20 protein-coding genes and 1 riboswitch are annotated in these 19,792 nt (G+C 34.6%); of the genes, 15 read left to right on the top strand and 5 right to left on the bottom strand.

All coding sequences use genetic code 11. The annotated features are described in order from the left end of the window. The 7 genes from ACEWK1_RS20020 to ACEWK1_RS19990 form a co-directional block, all read left to right on the top strand. On the top strand, positions 1 to 573 hold a 573-nt coding region (locus tag ACEWK1_RS20020), incomplete at its 5' end, for a hypothetical protein (RefSeq protein ID WP_416636587.1). Between the two features lie 395 nt (positions 574 to 968). Then, a complete protein-coding gene (locus ACEWK1_RS20015; protein ID WP_212135003.1) occupies positions 969 to 1,145 on the top strand; it encodes a DUF2187 family protein in 177 nt (58 codons plus the stop codon). Between the two features lie 261 nt (positions 1,146 to 1,406). Beyond that, positions 1,407 to 2,252: a nuclease-related domain-containing protein gene (locus ACEWK1_RS20010; protein ID WP_212135001.1), complete on the top strand. Its 846-nt coding sequence runs from the start codon at positions 1,407 to 1,409 to the stop codon at positions 2,250 to 2,252. Between the two features lie 122 nt (positions 2,253 to 2,374). Next, positions 2,375 to 2,457, top strand: a riboswitch (cyclic di-GMP riboswitch). Positions 2,458 to 2,542: 85 nt separating this feature from the next. After that, a complete protein-coding gene (locus ACEWK1_RS20005) occupies positions 2,543 to 3,292 on the top strand; it encodes a DUF3892 domain-containing protein (RefSeq protein WP_212134999.1) in 750 nt (249 codons plus the stop codon). A gap of 172 nt (positions 3,293 to 3,464) precedes the next feature. Further along, positions 3,465 to 4,118 carry a DUF1801 domain-containing protein gene (locus tag ACEWK1_RS20000; RefSeq protein WP_212134998.1) on the top strand — a complete coding sequence of 218 codons (654 nt, stop codon included), beginning with the start codon at positions 3,465 to 3,467 and terminating at the stop codon, positions 4,116 to 4,118. 217 nt (positions 4,119 to 4,335) lie between these two features. After that, positions 4,336 to 4,722, top strand: coding sequence for a large conductance mechanosensitive channel protein MscL (gene mscL / locus ACEWK1_RS19995; protein WP_212134997.1), 387 nt, complete (start codon positions 4,336 to 4,338; stop codon positions 4,720 to 4,722). A 241-nt stretch (positions 4,723 to 4,963) separates the two neighbouring features. Then, positions 4,964 to 8,734, top strand: a complete 3,771-nt coding sequence (locus tag ACEWK1_RS19990) for an AAA domain-containing protein (RefSeq protein ID WP_212134996.1) — start codon at positions 4,964 to 4,966, stop codon at positions 8,732 to 8,734. A 65-nt stretch (positions 8,735 to 8,799) separates the two neighbouring features. Here ACEWK1_RS19990 and ACEWK1_RS19985 read toward each other — a convergent pair whose 3' ends face one another. Beyond that, the gene (locus tag ACEWK1_RS19985; protein WP_212134995.1) at positions 8,800 to 9,051 is read right to left on the bottom strand and encodes a hypothetical protein; all 252 of its coding nucleotides are present in this window, start codon (positions 9,049 to 9,051) and stop codon (positions 8,800 to 8,802) included. Between the two features lie 247 nt (positions 9,052 to 9,298). Between ACEWK1_RS19985 and ACEWK1_RS19980 the strand changes: the two genes are divergently transcribed. The 3 genes from ACEWK1_RS19980 to ACEWK1_RS19970 all read left to right on the top strand — a co-directional run bounded on the left by ACEWK1_RS19980 (position 9,299) and on the right by ACEWK1_RS19970 (position 10,043). Further along, the gene (locus tag ACEWK1_RS19980; protein ID WP_212134994.1) at positions 9,299 to 9,502 is read left to right on the top strand and encodes a DUF2281 domain-containing protein; all 204 of its coding nucleotides are present in this window, start codon (positions 9,299 to 9,301) and stop codon (positions 9,500 to 9,502) included. Between the two features lie 195 nt (positions 9,503 to 9,697). Next, positions 9,698 to 9,859 (top strand): hypothetical protein, encoded by a 162-nt coding sequence (locus tag ACEWK1_RS19975; RefSeq protein WP_212134993.1) that lies wholly within the window; start codon positions 9,698 to 9,700, stop codon positions 9,857 to 9,859. Further along, positions 9,852 to 10,043: a hypothetical protein gene (locus tag ACEWK1_RS19970; RefSeq protein ID WP_212134992.1), complete on the top strand. Its 192-nt coding sequence runs from the start codon at positions 9,852 to 9,854 to the stop codon at positions 10,041 to 10,043. The genes ACEWK1_RS19975 and ACEWK1_RS19970 overlap by 8 nt, the downstream gene beginning before the upstream one ends. A gap of 72 nt (positions 10,044 to 10,115) precedes the next feature. Here ACEWK1_RS19970 and ACEWK1_RS19965 read toward each other — a convergent pair whose 3' ends face one another. Then, complete coding sequence (locus ACEWK1_RS19965) at positions 10,116 to 12,464, bottom strand: DEAD/DEAH box helicase (RefSeq protein WP_212134990.1); 2,349 nt, start codon at positions 12,462 to 12,464, stop codon at positions 10,116 to 10,118. Between the two features lie 77 nt (positions 12,465 to 12,541). On the opposite strand from ACEWK1_RS19965, the gene ACEWK1_RS19960 reads away from it, so the two are divergent. From ACEWK1_RS19960 to ACEWK1_RS19940, 5 genes are all read left to right on the top strand, one after another. Continuing rightward, positions 12,542 to 12,844 (top strand): hypothetical protein, encoded by a 303-nt coding sequence (locus tag ACEWK1_RS19960; protein WP_212134988.1) that lies wholly within the window; start codon positions 12,542 to 12,544, stop codon positions 12,842 to 12,844. A 15-nt stretch (positions 12,845 to 12,859) separates the two neighbouring features. Beyond that, positions 12,860 to 13,411, top strand: a complete 552-nt coding sequence (locus ACEWK1_RS19955; protein ID WP_212134987.1) for a DUF6155 family protein — start codon at positions 12,860 to 12,862, stop codon at positions 13,409 to 13,411. A gap of 21 nt (positions 13,412 to 13,432) precedes the next feature. Then, positions 13,433 to 13,921, top strand: coding sequence for a hypothetical protein (locus tag ACEWK1_RS19950; protein WP_212134985.1), 489 nt, complete (start codon positions 13,433 to 13,435; stop codon positions 13,919 to 13,921). Between the two features lie 115 nt (positions 13,922 to 14,036). Continuing rightward, positions 14,037 to 14,348 (top strand): hypothetical protein, encoded by a 312-nt coding sequence (locus ACEWK1_RS19945; protein WP_232273443.1) that lies wholly within the window; start codon positions 14,037 to 14,039, stop codon positions 14,346 to 14,348. Between the two features lie 5 nt (positions 14,349 to 14,353). After that, positions 14,354 to 15,244 (top strand): YecA family protein, encoded by an 891-nt coding sequence (locus ACEWK1_RS19940; RefSeq protein WP_232273444.1) that lies wholly within the window; start codon positions 14,354 to 14,356, stop codon positions 15,242 to 15,244. A gap of 483 nt (positions 15,245 to 15,727) precedes the next feature. Here the strand turns inward: ACEWK1_RS19940 and ACEWK1_RS19935 are convergent, their stop codons facing one another. The 3 genes from ACEWK1_RS19935 to gdhA all read right to left on the bottom strand — a co-directional run bounded on the left by ACEWK1_RS19935 (position 15,728) and on the right by gdhA (position 19,729). After that, positions 15,728 to 17,371, bottom strand: a complete 1,644-nt coding sequence (locus ACEWK1_RS19935) for a hypothetical protein (protein WP_212134982.1) — start codon at positions 17,369 to 17,371, stop codon at positions 15,728 to 15,730. 2 nt (positions 17,372 to 17,373) lie between these two features. Continuing rightward, entirely contained in the window at positions 17,374 to 18,153 is a 780-nt protein-coding gene (locus ACEWK1_RS19930) for an ABC transporter ATP-binding protein (RefSeq protein ID WP_212134980.1), read from the bottom strand. Positions 18,154 to 18,346: 193 nt separating this feature from the next. Next, complete coding sequence (gene gdhA / locus ACEWK1_RS19925) at positions 18,347 to 19,729, bottom strand: NADP-specific glutamate dehydrogenase (protein WP_212134978.1); 1,383 nt, start codon at positions 19,727 to 19,729, stop codon at positions 18,347 to 18,349. Between the last annotated feature and the right edge of the window lie 63 nt (positions 19,730 to 19,792).

Raw genomic sequence — 19,792 nt, 5'->3', positions numbered from 1 at the left:
CTAGTCCCGGATAATTATCTAAAAGACCGTTTAGATAATAGTGATTTAGAATTAATTTTGTTCGTTGATAATCAATATATCGAAGAAGCCTTCTCTCTTAAGGCGATCTCAAAAAAAACTGCTAAAATTACAGCCAAAAATCCTGGTATCGGAAAAATCTTAGGACCACAATATTTTGATATCGGGTCCCTATCGTCGATTGTTGAGGAGGTGCAAGAAAAATTCGCAAAGAATTTGATAAATCATCAGCAAAGCTTAATAGAGGTATCTGCGGAGTTGGGTGAAAAGTTAATTACATCTAATCAAACCAAACTTCGCAAGGGTGTGCAAGCTCTACTTGGAAAGTCTACACTAATCGTTACATTTTATAATCAAAACCACAGTATAGTTTTACAACACGGAAATGTTAAGAGTGAAGTTTTTGTTAGTAAGCAATACCCTAGCCCAATACAAACAACATTGTACTGGAATGAAAAGCAAGAGGAACTTTCTTTAAGAGTTAAGTTTAGTGCTGGTCAAAAAAAAGGTTGGTCTTCTTTAAAATTAGCATGTGAATATAAACTGAATTTTTAAGTTGAGATATTTATCAAATTTCCTATGAAGTCAAATTTGGATAATACTCTTATGTTACTTCTTTAGTAATACATTGTTTCAATCCATAATACCTAGCACATGCTATCATAAAATAATCATGCATATGTTAAACGAACCTGAAAATCCTACCACAAATACGTTCTTAATTCTTTACCGAGTAAATAGATAATACAATCAAACGAGCTTTAACCGATAAAAATTCACCTTATTATTAGATTATAGAAAGTGATGTTTCCAAAATAACCTATCAAAATGAGGATGGGAAAAAATCAGTACCATAAGATAACAGGGAAGAATTAGGTCTCCTATTACAAAAAAATAATCCTGAATTTCCTCGCCTTTTTTGGAAACTATAAAAAGGCGAGGTGATATGAATGGCGAATGCAAAAATTGGTGATGTAATTACCTTCAAACGTGAGGGTGAAACCCATGAAGGTGTCGTATCAGGGGTTAGGGAAAATTCTGTGATGGTCGATTATGGTATGTCAAAAGAAAAAAATGAACCGCTTAAAACCATTGTGAATCATAAAAATTACAAAATAAAGAAATAAACTGGATGATCATACTTAATAAGGCTACAAGTAGTAGAAAAGAGTGTACTTACATCCTATAAATAATGGTGGCATTTTTTCTCACAGCATAAATCTTTTATCAGAAATTAATCTAGCAATAAATCCATTTAACCTCAAAATCTGAATTACATGTTATTTACATTGAACTACTTAAAAATAGAGCTCAAGAGACGATAAAACTCTTGAGCTCTATTTTTTTCCATCATTTACAAATTAATGATTAGTTCAGAGGTGATAAGCATGAAACTTTTATCAAACTTATTTAAAAAGAATAAACAAGAGACCAAACAAAAATCAGAAGTTAAATCAACAACTTCACAGAACAAACACAATGAAAAGGTCGCAGCTAGGAAAGGAGAGATTGGGGAATACAAAATCGATATACAGTTAGCCCAGCTTCCTAAAGAATATAGGCATTTAACTGATATTATGATAAAAAATGAAAAAGCTAAATCTGGTTATTCTCAGATTGATCATATTGTCATCACACCCTATGGAATCTTTGTTATCGAAACAAAGAACTATCAAGGAACGATTTATGGTGGTAAAGAAAGAAAAACATGGTCTGTAAATGGAAAGTTTAAAATGATGAACCCATTTATTCAAAACTATGGTCATATTCAAGCGATTAAAAATCAAATTGATGAAAAGTATCATAATCAATTTATTTCAATGGTGTCATTTACAAAACGGTGCACGTTCAAAATCGACGATTTAGATTTCAGAAAAATAGGTTCTAATGAATTAATCGTATATGATGTTGAATTATCTGATTATATCCATAGGAAAGTGTCCGTACTTAAAATACATAATAAAGAGCCTATTTTAAACGAACATGATATGGATTATATTTATAAAGCCATAGTTGAAGCAAATATAATAGATCATTCAATTAGAGAGCAGCATGTACAATCGTTAAAGCTAGAAAAAGGTAACTTAGATGAAAAGAGCCTAGTTCAAAACCAACATGCAAAGTGCTGTATATGTAATAAACCTGTCTCTGAGAAGGTACAGTCATTTTGTCTGTCGAATAAGAAGTTTGGTGGGAAAATATATTGCTTTGAGCATCAAAAAAGCATAGGTTAAAGGATTGTTTTTAGACAAAAATTTAAGTTCTATTAAACTATTTCTATTACAAACATATGTTATCAAATTCTTATTTAAAAACCGCCTATTATATAGTAAAATTATCCTATAACATATATATCATTAGATAATGGCAAACCTATTGAAAAGTAGGGACGCAAAACTACGGGCCTAAAGCAAATGCTATGGTGGCCGAGTCGCCTAAAAAGATGGAGAATGATACGTCGGTATGATCCACCTATTTGGGTGGGTCTTTTTTCGCTTTTATAAGATAGAGGAGGAACACTTTAATGGGATTTTTAAGAGATGTTGGTAAATTCGCAGGTAAAGCAACAGGAACTGTGATTGGTGGGGCAGTTAATGTTGTTGGAGATGTAACAGGTAGTAAGTTTATTAAAGAAGTAGGAGGTGGGGTTAAAAAAGCTTCCGAATTTGCTGGTGATACGGTTGGGCAAGTTGCAGATGGTGCTTGGAATACGGCAACAGGTTTGATTCAAGAAGATAAACATAAAAAGGATCAAGGATTAAACGATATGGCGGATTCGATAGGTAGAACAGCAAAGGGTGTCTATCAAACTGCAAAAAATACCTATCATAGTGGAAAATCTACATATGAAGGAATTAAAGAAGGAGATGACATAAAAGTAAAGCAAGGAATTCGAGATATCGGAAAAACAGTGGCGATCGGGACACTTGCTGTTGGGGTGATCGATTTAGTTGATGGAGCGGATGGTGCTGAACAAGTTAACGATCATCAAAATGTAGCAAATGCAGGGACAGAAGGAGCATCAAATGTGCATCAAGTCCAACCTCATGTGGCTCAGGCAGAAGCAGCTTCTTCAATAGAAACATCAGAACAGCCTGGAACTCACCATGTTCAACCTCATTACGTAGAGGGGCATTGGCGTGATGGGGTATGGATTGATGGTTATTGGAGAGATGGAGATGGGAATACTTCCGTCCACTTGAGTGAAGAAGAGGGTGGAGGTTATGTACGTACTGATGCGGATGGAAATCCTACTAATAATTTAAATTCATAGTTCAATTGCGAGGCTAATTCTTTAGTCTCGTTTTTTATGTTACTACAGGAAAAGAGCGATCCCAACCGTATTTTATCTATTTTCTTGATATAATAGAAGTGTTGTTATAAATTCAAAAGTGAGAAATTCTAGCCGTTTTACTTACCGAAAAATTAAAATGGGGTATACCTAAATGAACAATACAAATTTAAATCCAAAAGTTGATGAATTTTTAACTGCCGCGAAAAAGTGGAAGGAAGAGTTTGTGAAGCTACGTGAGATTGTTCAAGACTCTGAGTTAACTGAAGAATTTAAGTGGAAGCATCCTTGCTACACGTTAAATGGGAAAAATATTGTGTTAATCCATGGATTTAAAGAGTACTGTGCACTTCTCTTTCATAAAGGGGCTTTGCTTAAGGATCCGCAGAAAATTCTCATTCAACAAACGGAGAATGTCCAGTCAGCTCGCCAAATTCGTTTCACAAATCTACAAGAAATTATTGAAATGGAATCTACCTTGAAAGCTTATATTCTGGAAGCTATCGAGGTTGAAAAAGCGGGTTTAGAAGTGAAGGCTAAGGAGCATTCAGAGTTTACTATACCTGAAGAGCTTCATCATAAATTTGAAGAGCTGCCCGCCTTGAAAACGGCTTTTGAAGCATTAACGCCAGGACGACAAAGAGCATATATTCTTCATTTTTCTCAGCCAAAACAATCTAAAACTAGAGAATCAAGGATTATGAAATGTATTGAGCGAATTCTGATTGGTAAGGGATTAACTGATTGTACATGTGGTCTTTCGAAAAGAATGCCTAACTGTGATGGATCACATAAGAATTTAAATTAAATAAGTAGGATTTCTGTTGGATTTTCTACTTTTTCGATTTCTAGTTAACATAATATTATTATGTTGCGTTTTATGATGTAACTAAGTATGTTATCTTGCTTACTTTAAAGGCTCATTTAGCCTCCAATATTAGTGTGCATTTTTTACCAAATTTGGTTTTCACATCACCTTCATAGTATAATCACCTCTATCTAAAAAGAAAGGATGTAACAAAGGTATGTGGAATGAATTCAAGAAATTTGCGATGAAAGGAAATGTCCTGGACCTGGCTGTTGGGGTTGTAATTGGGGCAGCGTTTGGGAAAATTGTTTCTTCCCTTGTTGATGACATGATTATGCCACTAGTAGGCCTTCTAATGGGTGGAGTCGATTTTACAAATCTGACGGTCAAAATAGGGGAAGCAGAGCTTAAATATGGTCAATTTTTACAAAATGTGGTCGACTTTCTGATTGTTGCCTTTTCGATCTTCCTCTTTGTCAGAGTCATGAACAAATATGTTAAAAGGAAAGAAACAGAGAAAGAAAACAAGCCAGCGCCTGCTACTGCTGACAAAAATACCGAGCTATTAACAGAAATCCGTGATTTGTTAAAAAACAATCAATAGTCGTAGAACAATAATTAGTCGAACTTAGAGTTTTCATCTCTGTAAATAAACCGCGAGTACACTTCTTGCGGTTTTTGACCTAAACTCACAAGCAACTTCTTCACTCATTTGCATACTTTTCCCAAAGTCGAATTTTGCCTTTCCTTGTAAATATTTAGGGGGTATAATTTAATATATGACTTAATACAAATCATCAGACGAGAACTGATGATTTTTTATTTTTTAGTATAGGTGGTAAAAAATGAAGGATAAATTAACGCAATTAAAAGATCGATTAAATGATTTAAGTAAACGCAACAGGTCGATTCGGACCTTGAAATTATATGATAAATGGGCTTTTGATATTAGCTCGATTGATAAATTAGCGCAAAAAGTAGATGCCAAAACGGTCGTTGAAAGAGTAGTAGAAGGAAAAGGAAATGTTGTGTTGGTAAAGCAAGATGTTTCTAACGACGACTCTTTAGCTCTATCCGGGAAATTGACTTCATTGTATCGAAATGTAAAGGGAATCGAGGAAGAAACAGGGTTGTATGATTTGTATGTTGGTTACCCGTACATTTCTGGCTGTATGCTAGACGGAACATACGTACGCGCTCCTTTGTTTTTATATCCAGTAAAGCTTGAGAGAGAAAAAGTGAACGGTACACAGTGGAAGCTCGATGTAAATGAGGGCGAGCCTCAGTTGAACCGCACACTTATTTTAGCTTTCAAAAAATTTAGTGGGTTAGATCTTGACGAGAAAATATTTGATGAAGCGGAAGAGCAAGCAAAATCGATCAACTTTTTAACGTTAATTTCTTGGCTAAAAGAGTACTCCTTTAATATTCTTTGGAACAATCAACAGGAGCTTGAGAAGTTTAAAGATTATAAACAAAGTGAAATTCCTGAATTTCAAAAGGGCCAATTTCAGTTAGATCATATCGCGATATTAGGGAATTACCCTCAGGGAAATTCAGCTTTATTAAAAGATTACGAAGATTTGATACTGGCAACTGAAGATGAACAGGCTGATTTAGGTATTTTAAGTGAATTACTGAATGCTGGTGAGGATTTAAAAACCTCAGATTATGACGAAGGTAGCACGCCTGAAGAAATAGTGAATAAACCCGAAAAAGAGAAGTTTTTTGTTCTTGATACAGATGCATCACAGGAAGAAATTATTAATGAAGTAGACCGCAATCGTGGGTTAGTTGTTCATGGGCCACCAGGTACTGGTAAATCTCAGGTGATTGTGAATTTAATTGCAAATTCCATTTCACAAGATAAACGCGTGCTTTTAGTTTGTCAAAAAAGAGCTGCGCTTGATGTTGTGTACCAACGCTTAGAAGCACTAGGATTATCATCACATGTTGCACTGTTACATGATGAAAAAAATGACAGAAAACCATTGTATAAAAAGTTAAACACATTACTAGAAGATGAAAAAATAGCAAATAACCATGAAAATGAGTTGGTCCAGCTTTCTTCTAAAATAGAAGAATATGAATCGAAGTTAAATGCCATTGCAAAGGGTTTATACGAGGTACAGCCACATGGGTATAAGGCATTTGATTTATATTCGTTAGGAAAGCCGATTAATGAAATTGAAGTAATTTTGGAATTAAAAGAAATTCTTCATTCTTTAACGAAAGACAATTTAGATGATGTATTAATGAAGATTTTCTCATATGGAACGTATTACAGCCGATTTGGTAGTGATGATTATCCTTTAAAAGAAAGAAAGTCATTTGCTAAATTGGAGCTCAAAGACCGACTGACGATTGTGGAGATATTAAAAAATGTCATTGATAAAGCTAAGACAAGTATTTCTTATTTAAATGAATTTGATCAAGATGACATTACTCCTGAATATACGTGGCTCATTAACGATAAATTAGAGAAAATCTATGATGATTTGAATCCAGAGGAAAAAAGAACCTTACAAAAGCTGCGTTTATGGTGGTGGACTTCTTTCACTGGAAAAACGATTGTTGAAGAGCTTCTGAACGGTGAAAAATTCAAAGGAACTTCATCAAAAGAATGGCCACGCATTAGAGAAAGCTTAAAGATTTTGTTTGACCTTTCACAAGTGTCGGAAAAAATGTCAACTGAAGTTAAGTCATTACAAGCCTATTTTAACGATGAATTAGTCAAAAAATATCATGGACGAATTTCTAAAGGAGATATTCCTTTAACCGAAATTGAGCAGAAGCATGAATTTATTCTGCAAGACTTTGAAGATTTGCGGAATATGGATCGTGAGTATGATGAGTTTTTACCGAACATCAAAAAGATGATTGATATGCTAAAAGATAAAACTTCGAACAATATTCATAAACAGCTTTCTGATGAATGGGTCGATATTGTGAGACAGTCTGCTTTTATACATTGGATTGATGGGATTGAATCAAAGCATCCCATTTTAACGAAAATTGGAACGGAAGAAATCGAGAAAGTACGGGAAGATTTTAAAGCACTATTACTACAAAAACGCGAGCTTACCGTAAAAGTGCTGATCAATCGTCTTCTGGAAAAATTAAATTCAGTCAAGCAAACAAACAGCAAAGCAATGCGAGAATTAAAGCATCAAACTGGGAAACAGAGAATGATCTGGCCAGTAAGAAAGCTTGTTCGCGAGTTTTCATTAAATGGACTTTTAGATGTTATGCCCATTTGGTTAACATCACCTGAAACCGTTTCGGCCATTTTCCCATTGCAAAAGGAACTATTTGATATCGTTATTTTTGATGAAGCATCACAATGTACGGTGGAAAATGGACTTCCTGCAGCATTTCGCGCTGAAAAGCTAGTAGTAGCCGGGGATGAAAAGCAATTACCTCCTTCTACGTTATTTAGAGGCGTGATTTCTGACGACGAAGATGATGCTGAAGTGGATGATTTTAAAGAATCGGAAAGTTTGTTGAACTTGGCAAAACGTTCACTGCCTGAAAAAATGCTGCAATGGCATTACCGATCAAAATCCGAGGAGTTAATCAACTTCTCAAACCATGCTTATTACAATGGAAATATCCAAATCGCCCCAAACGTTGAACCGTTGCGTCAGCCGGCAGCGATTCAATGGCATAAGGTAGACGGTCGCTGGATTAACCAATGCAATGAAGTGGAAGCAAAAGCTGTTGTTGATTTGCTGAAAAAAACTGTTCTTCAGCATCCAACGAAAACCGTCGGAATCATCACCTTCAACGCGAAGCAACAAGATAAAATCCAGGATATCATCGATGCTCAAGTAGAAGAAGATCAAGAGTTCGGTGTATTGTACCAGCAAATTATGAGCAGAGACATGGATGAACGAATTTTCGTCAAAAACATCGAAAATGTTCAAGGTGACGAAAGAGATATCATTATTTTCTCGATTGCCTATGCGAAAAATCAAGAAGGTAGAGTTTATAATCGCTTCGGCTCACTCGGCCAACAAGGCGGAGAAAATCGCTTAAACGTTGCGGTGACACGTTCAAAAGAAGAAATTCACGTTGTCACAAGCATCGAACCTAGCGAACTAAGCGTTAGCTCTACAAAAAATGAAGGACCAAAGTTTTTAAAAAGCTACATGGAATACGCCAAAGCTGTCTCACATGTGAGAAAGAATGAAATTGAAGCTGTTTTAACAAAGCTCAATGAAAATCAAAATACAAAAAAGCAAGAAAGCAACCTAGTTTTCGACTCACCATTTGAAGAGCAAGTCTACACAGCTCTAACCAACCTAGGATATAAGGTTGATACCCAAATTGGTATGTCTGGATATCGAATTGATTTAGCCGTTGTCCATCCTAACCAACCGGAAAAATATATCATTGGCATTGAATGTGATGGGGCAATGTACCATAGTGCACCATCTACAAAAGAGCGCGATGTTTATAGACAAAGATTTCTGGAAACAAAAGGGTGGAAAATTACGAGAATTTGGAGCCGAAATTGGTGGAAGAATTCAAGTGCTGAGATTGAGAAGATTGATCAGCTTGTGAAGAAGTTGGTGAAGGAAGAAGAGAGTTTGAAGAAGGAAGTTATGGTTTGATTTTTGGGGAGGCATACTAGATTTATTAGTATGCCTTTTTTTACTCTGGTATTTTAAACATTCATTTATGACAATATTTTATTTTTGATGGAAGTAGGATTTGTGGTGTAAAGAATATAAGTCTGTTTCGTCGTCCTAATGACTACTCTATCAGTAGTTCCGTAAGGTGTGCCAATTCTAATAGCTTCCTTTTCCTCGCCACCATATGTATCATCTAAAGAGACATCGATAATTTCAGATGTAGGGATTTCCACCTTCGTTAACTGCCACTTAATACTCACAATGTTATTTGATTTTTTTACATTTAGACCTAACATAAACTACAACTCCTTATAGCGCAAAATAAAGAATAACATTCGTTCTACATACTTATACGTTTTTAAGATGATAAAGTTTCGTTGGTTAACTTGCAGAATAAGAGTAAAAAATTAAACTAAATATCACTTGTACGAAACTTTGTGCTTTGTTTTAATCAGCATATTTTTTAACAGAGCCTTTTTTAAATACAATAAAAAATTGCATGGTAAAATAAAAGTAAATAATATGAAAGAGGTGAACGCCATAATGAATATAGCCAAAGAGCGTTTGCTTAAGTTAATTGAACATATTTCTGAACAAGAAGTGGAAAAAATCTTAGAGTTTGTTGAATATTTAAAAGCAAGTAAAGATAAAAGTTTAACAAAAGATCTAACTAAAACGAGTGAGAGTAGTCTCGACTTTTGGGATAATGATCTTGATGATGAGGTTTGGAATGAAACTGAGTTATAAAAATGAATGATATACAGTTGAGCTGAATCAAGGGGAATTAGTTAGGTAACAAAAACATATTAGAGATGTTTTTAATTAGATCATCTGCATCACATCTTAAAGATAAATAGGAATAAATATACAAATGTATTATTCGGATGAGTAGGAGATTATTGTGAAATAAGCATATAATTAAATTAATTAGAGGTGTTAACAATGACTGCTGATGAAATAATGAAAGAAATTGAAGAAATGGATAATGGTGAGAGAATAAAATTACTTAATATGTTATTTGACTGTTACTTTGATAGTAGACCCAGCAAAGCACAAATCGTTAAAGAGAAAGATGAAATCTTCTGGGGTAAAGAAAATGAGTAGCAGAGGGAAACGTGGCGAAATTTGGACGGTTGAGCTAAATGGAAAAAGAGGACCTGCAGTTATAGTTAGTAATGATCATGTCATTGCAGAGTTAGATCACTTAATAGCAACCGTAACAAGTCAATCCTTTTGTACTTATCCCATAATGTATGATTTAATCTTGTTGAATTTTAAATCAATTTAATTTATTTTGGATATAAGAGAGAGGTATATTTGGAAAATAAACCTCTCTCTTATATCCCGAATGTTCTAATACTCAAAATAATCTCATCTGTGTAACTGATTCTTCTACCTCCAAAACCTTATACCCCAAAGCCTGATATCCCTTCATTCTTTTTTCAAACATTGTTTTTAACATAGGTTCCTTATGATCTACATAATCATATACTTTTACCTTTGTTTTATTGTCGTGCAACCGGTGAAGTCTACCTACATATTGCTGAAGAGTTCCTTTCCACGATAGTGGCATCACAAGAAATAGAGTGTCTAATCGGGAATAGTCGAATCCTTCTCCAATATATTTACCCGTTGCTACAATGACCATTTCTTCATTGTCTTTTACATTATTTAGAGTTTTAAATTTGTCCTTTTCCTCTTTTTTGCTCATACCACCAGTTAAGGTAATAATGTTCTTAGCAAATCCCTTTAACATCTCTACGAGTAGAGAAACGTGTTCAATTCGTTCGGTTAAGATTAGTGGAACTGAGCCTTTTTCTAATTCTGTTAAAATATCGTTAAAGATCATTTCGTTCCGATTTTGGTTATTGATTAGTTCACTATAGATCTTCTGAATGTCTTTGCCTTCTTCAGTGCTATTACTTTTAAAGTTAGTATATTTAGGTATTAGTATATGTTCAAACGGACGGATTTTGGCTTGATCTTTTGCACTAACTTTATATCTAATTGGTCCTAATTGCATATTCATAATAGGGTGTAGGCCATCTTTTCTAGTAGGAGTTGCTGTTAGTCCGTGTACATAGGTTGCTTCAACTTCTTTAAGAACCTTTTCAAAGCTGTAGGCAGAAATATGATGACATTCATCTACAATGACTTGACCATAGTTCTTCACAATATCCTTTATTGTCCCATTATGATTTAAGCTTTGAATTGTAGCGATATCAATTTTACCCGTTGCTTTGTTTTTTCCTCCGCCTATTTGACCGATGATGTTGTCTGTATGGGCAAAAAAACTAGATAAACGCTCTTTCCATTGTTCTATTAATTGTTTGCGATGAACAATAATTAATGTATTAATTCCACTTTTCGCAATAAGAGCTGCAGCTACAACTGTTTTTCCGAATCCTGTCGTTGCTGCTAAAGTACCATAAGTGCTTTTGGCTAACATTGAAACAGCATCTACTTGTTCTGACCTAAGTACGCCTGTAAATTGAATAGGCACACTTACTCCTCTATTGGTCATATCATGAATTTCTGCTTCTATTTTCTGTTCTTTAAATAATTCCTCTATTTGATCGAAACATCCACGAGGCACAACTACATATTCTTCTTGATTATCAGAGCAGTTAATCATCCTTGGTAAACCATGTGTTGACATACGCTTTGCTTGTGCTTTGTAGAACTCAGGGTTTCTAAAGGTACCTAAAGAAACTAATTTATTTAGTAGGGAAGCAGAGAGACCTTCTTTGTTGATATAGAGACCATTTTTTAAGATAATATTTACTTTTTCAGGTTTAATAAAAGCTGATTCACTGGATTCTTCGTTGCTATCATGACTTAAGTTTCTATTCTGAGTAACTTGTAATACTTCTTCTTTTTTCATTCTTTTGATATTTGATAAGAATTCCCATTGATCAAAAAAGGGCTTGAAGTTTTCATCTATAAACACACTATTAGCTTCTTTTCTAGGTTTACCTTGAAGTGGAAGAGCAATAAGGTTGCCGAATCCTCCACTGGGTAGAGTGTCCTGATTGGGAAATAGGCGATCGTATGAATCCAAACCTAATTCATATCTAGTTTCAAGAGTTAGCTCAAGCAAACTATTTCCTAATTTACGTGCCAATGAAGCGGGAATAGGTGATTCGAAGAAGATCCAAACATGACACCCTTTACCTGAACGAGATCGTTCAATACTTGCTGGAACTTTTAATTTCTTACATGTTTGATAGAAAGCTGAAACATCTTCTTGCCAGCTTTTTTTATCAAAATCTACTGCTAAAAACCAGCATGCTTCATTTTCTAATAAAGGATAAATACCGATTGTCGCCTTGCCTGTAAGATGATCATAAAGCACCTTGTCAGTTAAAGGCACCAATTTCCGATGCTGACATTGATTACATTTAATTGCTGGTTTCTTACAAATTGTTGGATGCCATTCATATTCACAAGCAGGAGAATATCCAGATTTCCCGCTTGTTGATTCCCACCTTACTGCATATACGTCATTTCTTCCTTTAAACAACTTCTTAAACAAAATAAGTCTTTCTTGTATTTTCTGCTGTTTAGAATTTAGCACGTCATTTCGTTGAGCGGGAGAATCTACATGAATATTATGTTGTCTCAACAATTCTTTTAACTTACGATTTTCTTCCTGCAATCTATTGCATTCATCTATTTTTTTATATAATCGTTCTTCAAGTGTATCCATATCATCCCTCTTATTGAATGAGTTTAAGTTACTAAGTTATACTTTATATTATCAAAAAAAGGTAGGAGTAAAAAATCTTGAAAAGAAAAAAGTCTAAAGAAGAAAGAAAAAGAGATAGAGAACTTATTGATCAATATCATAAGAAGGTAACAGAAGATGAATTGACGTTGTTGAATGAAAAGTTTAAGGAATGGCAATCTGGCAGCCTTCCATATTATGAACTCACTGAGGAGATTCACCAATTTCATAAAAAAAATCAAGAAATTTGGAAGTTGTTCAATTACAGTGATCGTGCATTTGTGCTTCATCTTGCAAAGAAAGAGTTTGATATGCTAACAGAAGATGAAAAGCAAAATTACATAGACTTGTTTGATGAATAAAGAAGGAGAATAACGATGTCAAAACTTAAAATTACTGACTTGAAGAAGTCATTGAAACAATTAGAACATAAAGAACTAGTTCAGCTTATAACTGACTTATACAAAATCAATCATGACGTAAAAGACTATCTTTCTGTGCAGTTTGGCGGAGAAGAAGTCTTAAAAGATTTATTTAATAATGCGAAAAAGAAAATACAAGATGAGTTTTTCCCAGACCGTGGAATGCCGAAGATGCGATTAACAGAAGCAAAGAAAGCTATTAACGATTTCAAGAAAATAGCTGATGATTCTAATCAGGTGATTGATTTGATGCTGTTTTATGTGGAAATGGGAACAGAATTCACGAGTGCATATGGTGATATTGATCTCAAATTTTATATCAGTATGCTGTCCATGTATGATAAAGTTGCAGATGCTTGTGACAGGGATGACCAACTTTATCAGGAATTAAAAGATCGACTTTATTCTTGTATAACCAAATCTGACGGAATTGGTTGGGGCTATCACGAAGGTTTATGTGAAATCTATTATTCTATAAGTTGGGGTTTGGAAGAGGAAGAAGAGTAACTATATGTTGGAGTTGGAACCATGGGAAAAAAGAAACAAGGGCATTACTGTTTCGGTTGTGATCGGTACCGTGCAAATGAGAAGTTTAGCGGCAAAGGACATCGGCAGCATATTTGTAAGGAATGCAAGAGTAAAGGAAAAGAGAAAGAAATTTTCTTTGATATAAAGCCTCATCATAATCGTCTTATTAAATTACTTAAAGTACAATGTGTAGTTTTTAAAGAAGAAAATGAATATCTATTTTTTTCTATACGTGGTCAAACCTATCTGATTACTAATCTCGAAGAGCAACCTTTATATGCATTAAATTTCATCTACAAATTTAATAAAAACCGTAGGCCAACTTTAACAATCACAGATGAATTAAATGATCATTTAGAAGATGTTTTTGATGCATTGATGATTAAAACTGAGAATAAATATCAGCATGCTATCTATATTAAAGATGAAGACTACATGGTCATGACATGTATGGATATGAACCAACTGAAAAGGAATGCCAATATCTAAGACATATTACTGAGATTGAAGCTATTATTTCAAAAAGAATGAAAGAAGAAGAGGATCATCTTCTTAACAGTATGTTTGGGTATTTATAGGACAATTTTAGAAAGTAGGTGTAAGCATGAACAACAAAACAGATAAGAAGTTAGAAGATGCAATGTTAAATATGATAGCAGGGGTAAAGAATTTTAGAAAACAGGAGGAGGAAAAACAGTATAAAAAGTATTGGAGTGAAATAAAGGTTCCGTTTTCATTAAAGGAAGGACTAGGTAAATATACAAAATATGAGCTTGATGAGATAAGAAAAACCTTGCAAATTAAAAATGTAAGTAACTTGAAAAAGGACAAGCTTATTGACTTGCTTGTAGAAGAAATTCCTCATTATCTAGAGAGGATCTATCTATTATGGGATAGTAAGCGTTTTCGTTATTAACGAATATGGCTAGTAAAGAAGGTCGAAGCAAAGCTCTGAACATTGCGGATGAACAAATCAGATATTTTCGTGCAAATGGACTAATTTACACGGGAGTTCATGAAGGAGAGAAGATTCTAGCTGTCCCGTCTGAACTAATTGAACAAATTACTGCTTTAAAAAGCAATGTAGAAGCGAGGGGGACAATTAAAAGAAATACAGAGTGGATCAAACTTACAGGCGGTCTATTGTATTATTATGGAACGTTAAATGTAAATCAGTTGATAGAGGTGCTTGAAAAGTATACAAAAGAATCTCTGAATCTTCGGGATTATTTTCAAGTTATTCATGATGCAAATGATTTTCGTAAGCAATTTTATATAGATGAAGAAGGTTTCTCTCATTTAAGAGTGTTTGATCCAAAGAAAGTGTTGCAGGAACACAACTCGAGAAAGAGTCTTCCGTTTTATCCGTTGACAAAAGATCAACTTTTAACAGCTGGTGAATATAAGTTTGTTGAGCGAAATAAAGGTTATGCTCAATTAGTTAGCTTTCTAACAGAAAACTTCAAAATCGATAAGGCAGCTGCTTATCAACTTGCAGAAGAGTGCGTATATGCAACAAAGAACGGTGATTCTCCGAATGATGTTCTACAATATTTAAGTAGAATGCTTGAATTTGAAAATAAGGAGACGCTTCATAAATTAATAGATAATGTTGTTTTTCTCATGAACAACACAAGAGAATGGTTTCTCAAAGGCCACACCTCGACAGAATTATCTGAAGTAGAAAAGAAGAATCTACAAGCTTTACCAGGAAATAAGAACAATAGCAAACGTGTAGAAGAAATAAAAGTCGGTAGAAATGACCCGTGTCCTTGCGGAAGTGGGAAAAAGTATAAGAAATGTTGTGGGTGATTGACGAGGAATCTACATTAAAAGCCCACTGGAAGACAGAGGATAACCTTAATTCCTATTAAGCATCTAAGTCTTTTACAATGTTTTGGGACAAGGAACCTGTCCCCCTGGCTTTAAGCGGAGTTTTTCCTGTTAGACAGAAGAATGGGACTCGATTTTGGGATATAAGCGGAATTTTTCCGGTTAAGTAAAGTAAAATGGTCATTTTTCATCTTTTTTGTTTAAATAGGCGGAGGCTTTCCGTTTATTTAATCAATTTTTCATGCTATTTCCTCAATAAAAGGAAATTCTCCGCTTATTTTAGTTGCTTATTTCCTAGCGATTCTTTAAGATTTAGAAATCACTCAATCGGGTGCTTATCTTGGTATAAAAAATGCTCGGAGTATAATTGTCTCCAAGCATTTGCAAATTTACTGCCAAATTGCTTTTTATTACTTGTACGAATTACTATACAAAAATAAATGATCATTTATAGTTTATATTTCAAGACCGAACCTCCTCCCACGTCACATCAAAAGCCTTCCTCCAAATTAATACGAAACACAGAAGCACAACCACCAAGTACACATAAATCCCATAAGAAACCAAAGTCGAGATAAAATGTATACCCGCAAATAGTCCAGCAAACAGCATTAATCCGAAGATTAGTAAACCGTTACCAGTTTGATTACTGTCATCAAAGGATTCCGAAAAGGGAAGAGCTTGTTTAATAAACATAAAACAGATCACAGCATATAAACAGGAGTTAATAAAAACAACGAAAAGATCAGGCAGAATTCTCACTCCGAATAAAGCAATAAATAATACACTTAGAAGAAGGTAGATCGGTAAGTATAAGTTAAAGAGAAACGCCTTAATGGTCCCACTAAAAAGTGGTTTTAATCCATCGATCGGAGCAACTCCATAAATCCAAGCACCTTTGTATTTTCCTGAATACTTCAAGAGTAGCATGATCGTTGGGATAATAATCAAGCTAAAATAAATAGAGAGATAAGATTTACTGCTAGCTAAAGAATCCAAATCATTTTCAAAACCACTAAAGATAAAAATGAAAGGAATCACCACTGAGAACCCCAAAGAAGGATAAACCTTTAATTTAAAGTCTCGTTCATTTTTCATCATTAAACTAGCAAATTTAAAAAATGTTTTTTCCTCATGTGAGCGACAAATTATACTGAGGATCCATTGTTTAAGTTTACTACGTTTTTTCACCTTCGCTTTTCCCTGATAAACAAGCTTTTGAAGGCTTTGCTCAAAAGTCGGATTAAACTTCACATAAAGCCATATTGATAGAAGAGGAACTAGAACCCCAAAAGCTGAAAAGAGTAGATAAAATGGCTGATAAACACCATTCATCACCATTTCCATCATGGCTCCATACCACATCGGAAAGATTAAAACATGCCACCACTGTGGATCAAGTGAAATCGTTAAGTCAATTAATTCAAAGGAACGAACTAGTAATTGATAGCCAACCATCATGGCAAGTGACAGTCCGATTTGAACATAATTGATGATATCTTTTAATTTTTCGCCATCAAAGAACCGTAAAATAAACAAATAAAGAAGTGCTGTGAGCCCAACGACTAACAGGTTAAGTAGAATTACATTCATCAAAGAAACAAGAAAAAACAAGATGCCATTTTTAATCAGTCCAATAATTAAAGGAAGTCCCACAAGCGCGATGGTAAGAAAAGATAAGTAAATCATCACATGAACCATTTTCGCTGTACTGATTGTTCTTCGGTCAACAGGCTTTGGGAACAATATATTACGGTCGCGAATATCTAGTAAAACAGAAGAAAAATCGGATATCATCGATGTCATGATAATAAAGGTGAAAATTCCGTAGAAGAGACTCATTTGAAAAAGATAATTTTCTTCCATCAACACAAATATTACTAAAAACAAGCCGAATAACACATAAATCCAAAGGGAGCTTATATATTGATTGCTGTTTTCTTTTCCTTTTTTCTTGGCATTTTGCGAGAAAATCGTCGGAACACGCCGGCCATCCATTGTTAGCTTTATTTGGAGTATTTTTCTCATGATCTGGTAATCTACACCAAAGCTGGTAAACAGTTTTTCTAGCTTATCCAATAGTTTTAATGTGCGAAAATCCTTCATGCTTACATCTCCCTTACAACGGATACAAATCGTGAGCCAAGCTCTTTATGCTCACTAAATCCTGTAAGTTCGTTGAAAATTTGTTCAAGTGAACCTTCAGTATTTTTTTGTTTTAACTCATCAAAAGTACCGTCAGCGGCAATCTTTCCATCATGTAGGAGAATAATTCGGCTGCTTATTTTTTCGACCACGTCCATAATATGAGAAGAGTAAAAAATGGTTTTTCCTTGTGCTGCTAGCTGAGTCATAATTTCTTTGAAAATCATCACACTATTTGCATCCAAGCCATTGATTGGTTCATCGAAAAATAACAGCTCAGGATTATGTAATAAGCTAGAAATAATTAAGAGCTTTTGTCGCATTCCTTTTGAGTAAGAAGAAATACGAGAATGATAGACCTCGCCAATACCAAAGAGCTCCATTAAGCTTTTTGACTTGTATTCTGCAAGATCATAGTCAAGACCGTATAGTTCACCAATAAAGGTTAAATATTCATGACCAGTTAAATTATCATAAAGCTCAGCAATCTCGGGAACATAGCCTATTTTTCTTTTATACTCCATTTTCCCATCTGAGAGATCATGGCCAAAAATGTTGACTTCACCAGAATAATCATCTTCAATCCCAAGCATGATTTTAACGGTTGTACTTTTCCCAGCGCCATTCGGGCCAATATACCCAATGATTTCGCCTCGTTTTACTTGAAAAGACACTCCATTTAAGACGGTTTTCACACCATAATTTTTCTTTAGATCATTAATTGTTAAAATAACTTCTTCCATATAAAATCCTCATTTCTTGAAATTTCCATTTACTACCTTTCTAGTGTAACATTAACAACTTTGCTTTCTAAAGGGAAAATTTCTGTTTGTTAAATATATGAGGTATTTTAGAGGTAAGAAGGGTGTAGAAATGAATAAAGTCATGCATTCCATCGCATCTAAATGATGAAGTGCATGACTACAAAAGTCAAAATTAAATTACACCTTGCTCAATCATCGAATCAGCTACTTTTACAAAGCCGGCGATATTCGCTCCAACGACAAGATTGCCCGGAGTGCCGTAATCTTGAGCAGCTTTTTTACTATTAAGATAGATGTTTTTCATAATATCCTGTAATTTGGAATCAACCTCTTCAAACGACCAGGATAATCTGGCGCTGTTTTGTGCCATTTCCAATGCTGAAACAGAAACACCTCCAGCATTTGCTGCTTTTGCAGGGGCGAATAGTACGTTGTTTTCTAGGAAGATCTCAACCGCTTCTAATGTTGAAGGCATATTTGCACCTTCACCTATAGCTTTTACACCGTTAGAAACTAATAGCTCAGCAGATGTTGAATCAATTTCATTTTGTGTGGCACAAGGTAGGGCAATATCACAAGGAACCGTCCAAATGCCAAAACAATTTTCTGTATATATCGCTTCAGGATGATACGCTACATAATCACTAATGCGTTTCTGTTCCACTTCTTTTAAGCGTTTCACTGTGTCTAAGTTAATTCCGTTTTTATCATAAATATAGCCATTGGAATCACTACATGCGACAACTTTAGCTCCTAGCTGCATCGCTTTTTCCATCGCATAAATTGATACATTTCCAGAACCTGAAACAACAACTGTACTGCCTCGAAAGCTTAAATTCTGGTCCTGTAGCATTTCTTCAACAAAGTATACAGTTCCATATCCTGTTGCTTCTTTACGAGCTAAGCTTCCGCCATATCCAATGCCTTTTCCTGTTAAAACACCAGCTTCATATCCACCGCGAATTTTTTTGTATTGCCCAAACAAATAGCCGATTTCTCTAGCACCAACACCAATGTCACCAGCTGGAACGTCTGTATTAGGTCCAATGTATTTGCTTAGTTCTGTCATAAAGCTTTGACAAAAACGCATGATTTCTCCATCAGATTTTCCTTTAGGGTCAAAGTCAGCGCCACCTTTACCTCCGCCGATAGGTTGACCTGTTAAGGAGTTTTTAAAGATTTGTTCAAAGCCTAAAAATTTAATAATGCTCGCATTTACAGAAGGATGAAATCTTAATCCGCCTTTATACGGACCAATTGCACTACTGTACTGAACACGGAATCCACGGTTTACTTTTACATTTCCTTGATCATCGACCCATGGTACACGGAAAGAGATCACTCTTTCCGGTTCAACGATTCTTTCAAGTATGCCTTGCTTCATATATTCTGGATTCTTCGCAAGAACTGGTTTTAAAGAATCGAATACTTCTTTGACAGCTTGATGAAATTCACTTTCATTTGGATTTCGCTTTTTAACCGTTTCAAATACTTGATCTACATATTGCTGAACACTTTTAGTATACAATTCTTGATTTTTTTCCATTGTTTTCATCTATAACTCCCCTAATATTTATTTTCAAATTATTCTTCATATTTACAAACTTGGTATTATGAA

Source organism: Metabacillus sp. YM-086, assembly GCF_048059995.1.
GTDB lineage: Bacteria > Bacillota > Bacilli > Bacillales > Bacillaceae > Metabacillus > Metabacillus litoralis_B.
This window is presented reverse-complemented; position numbering and strand designations above follow the sequence as displayed.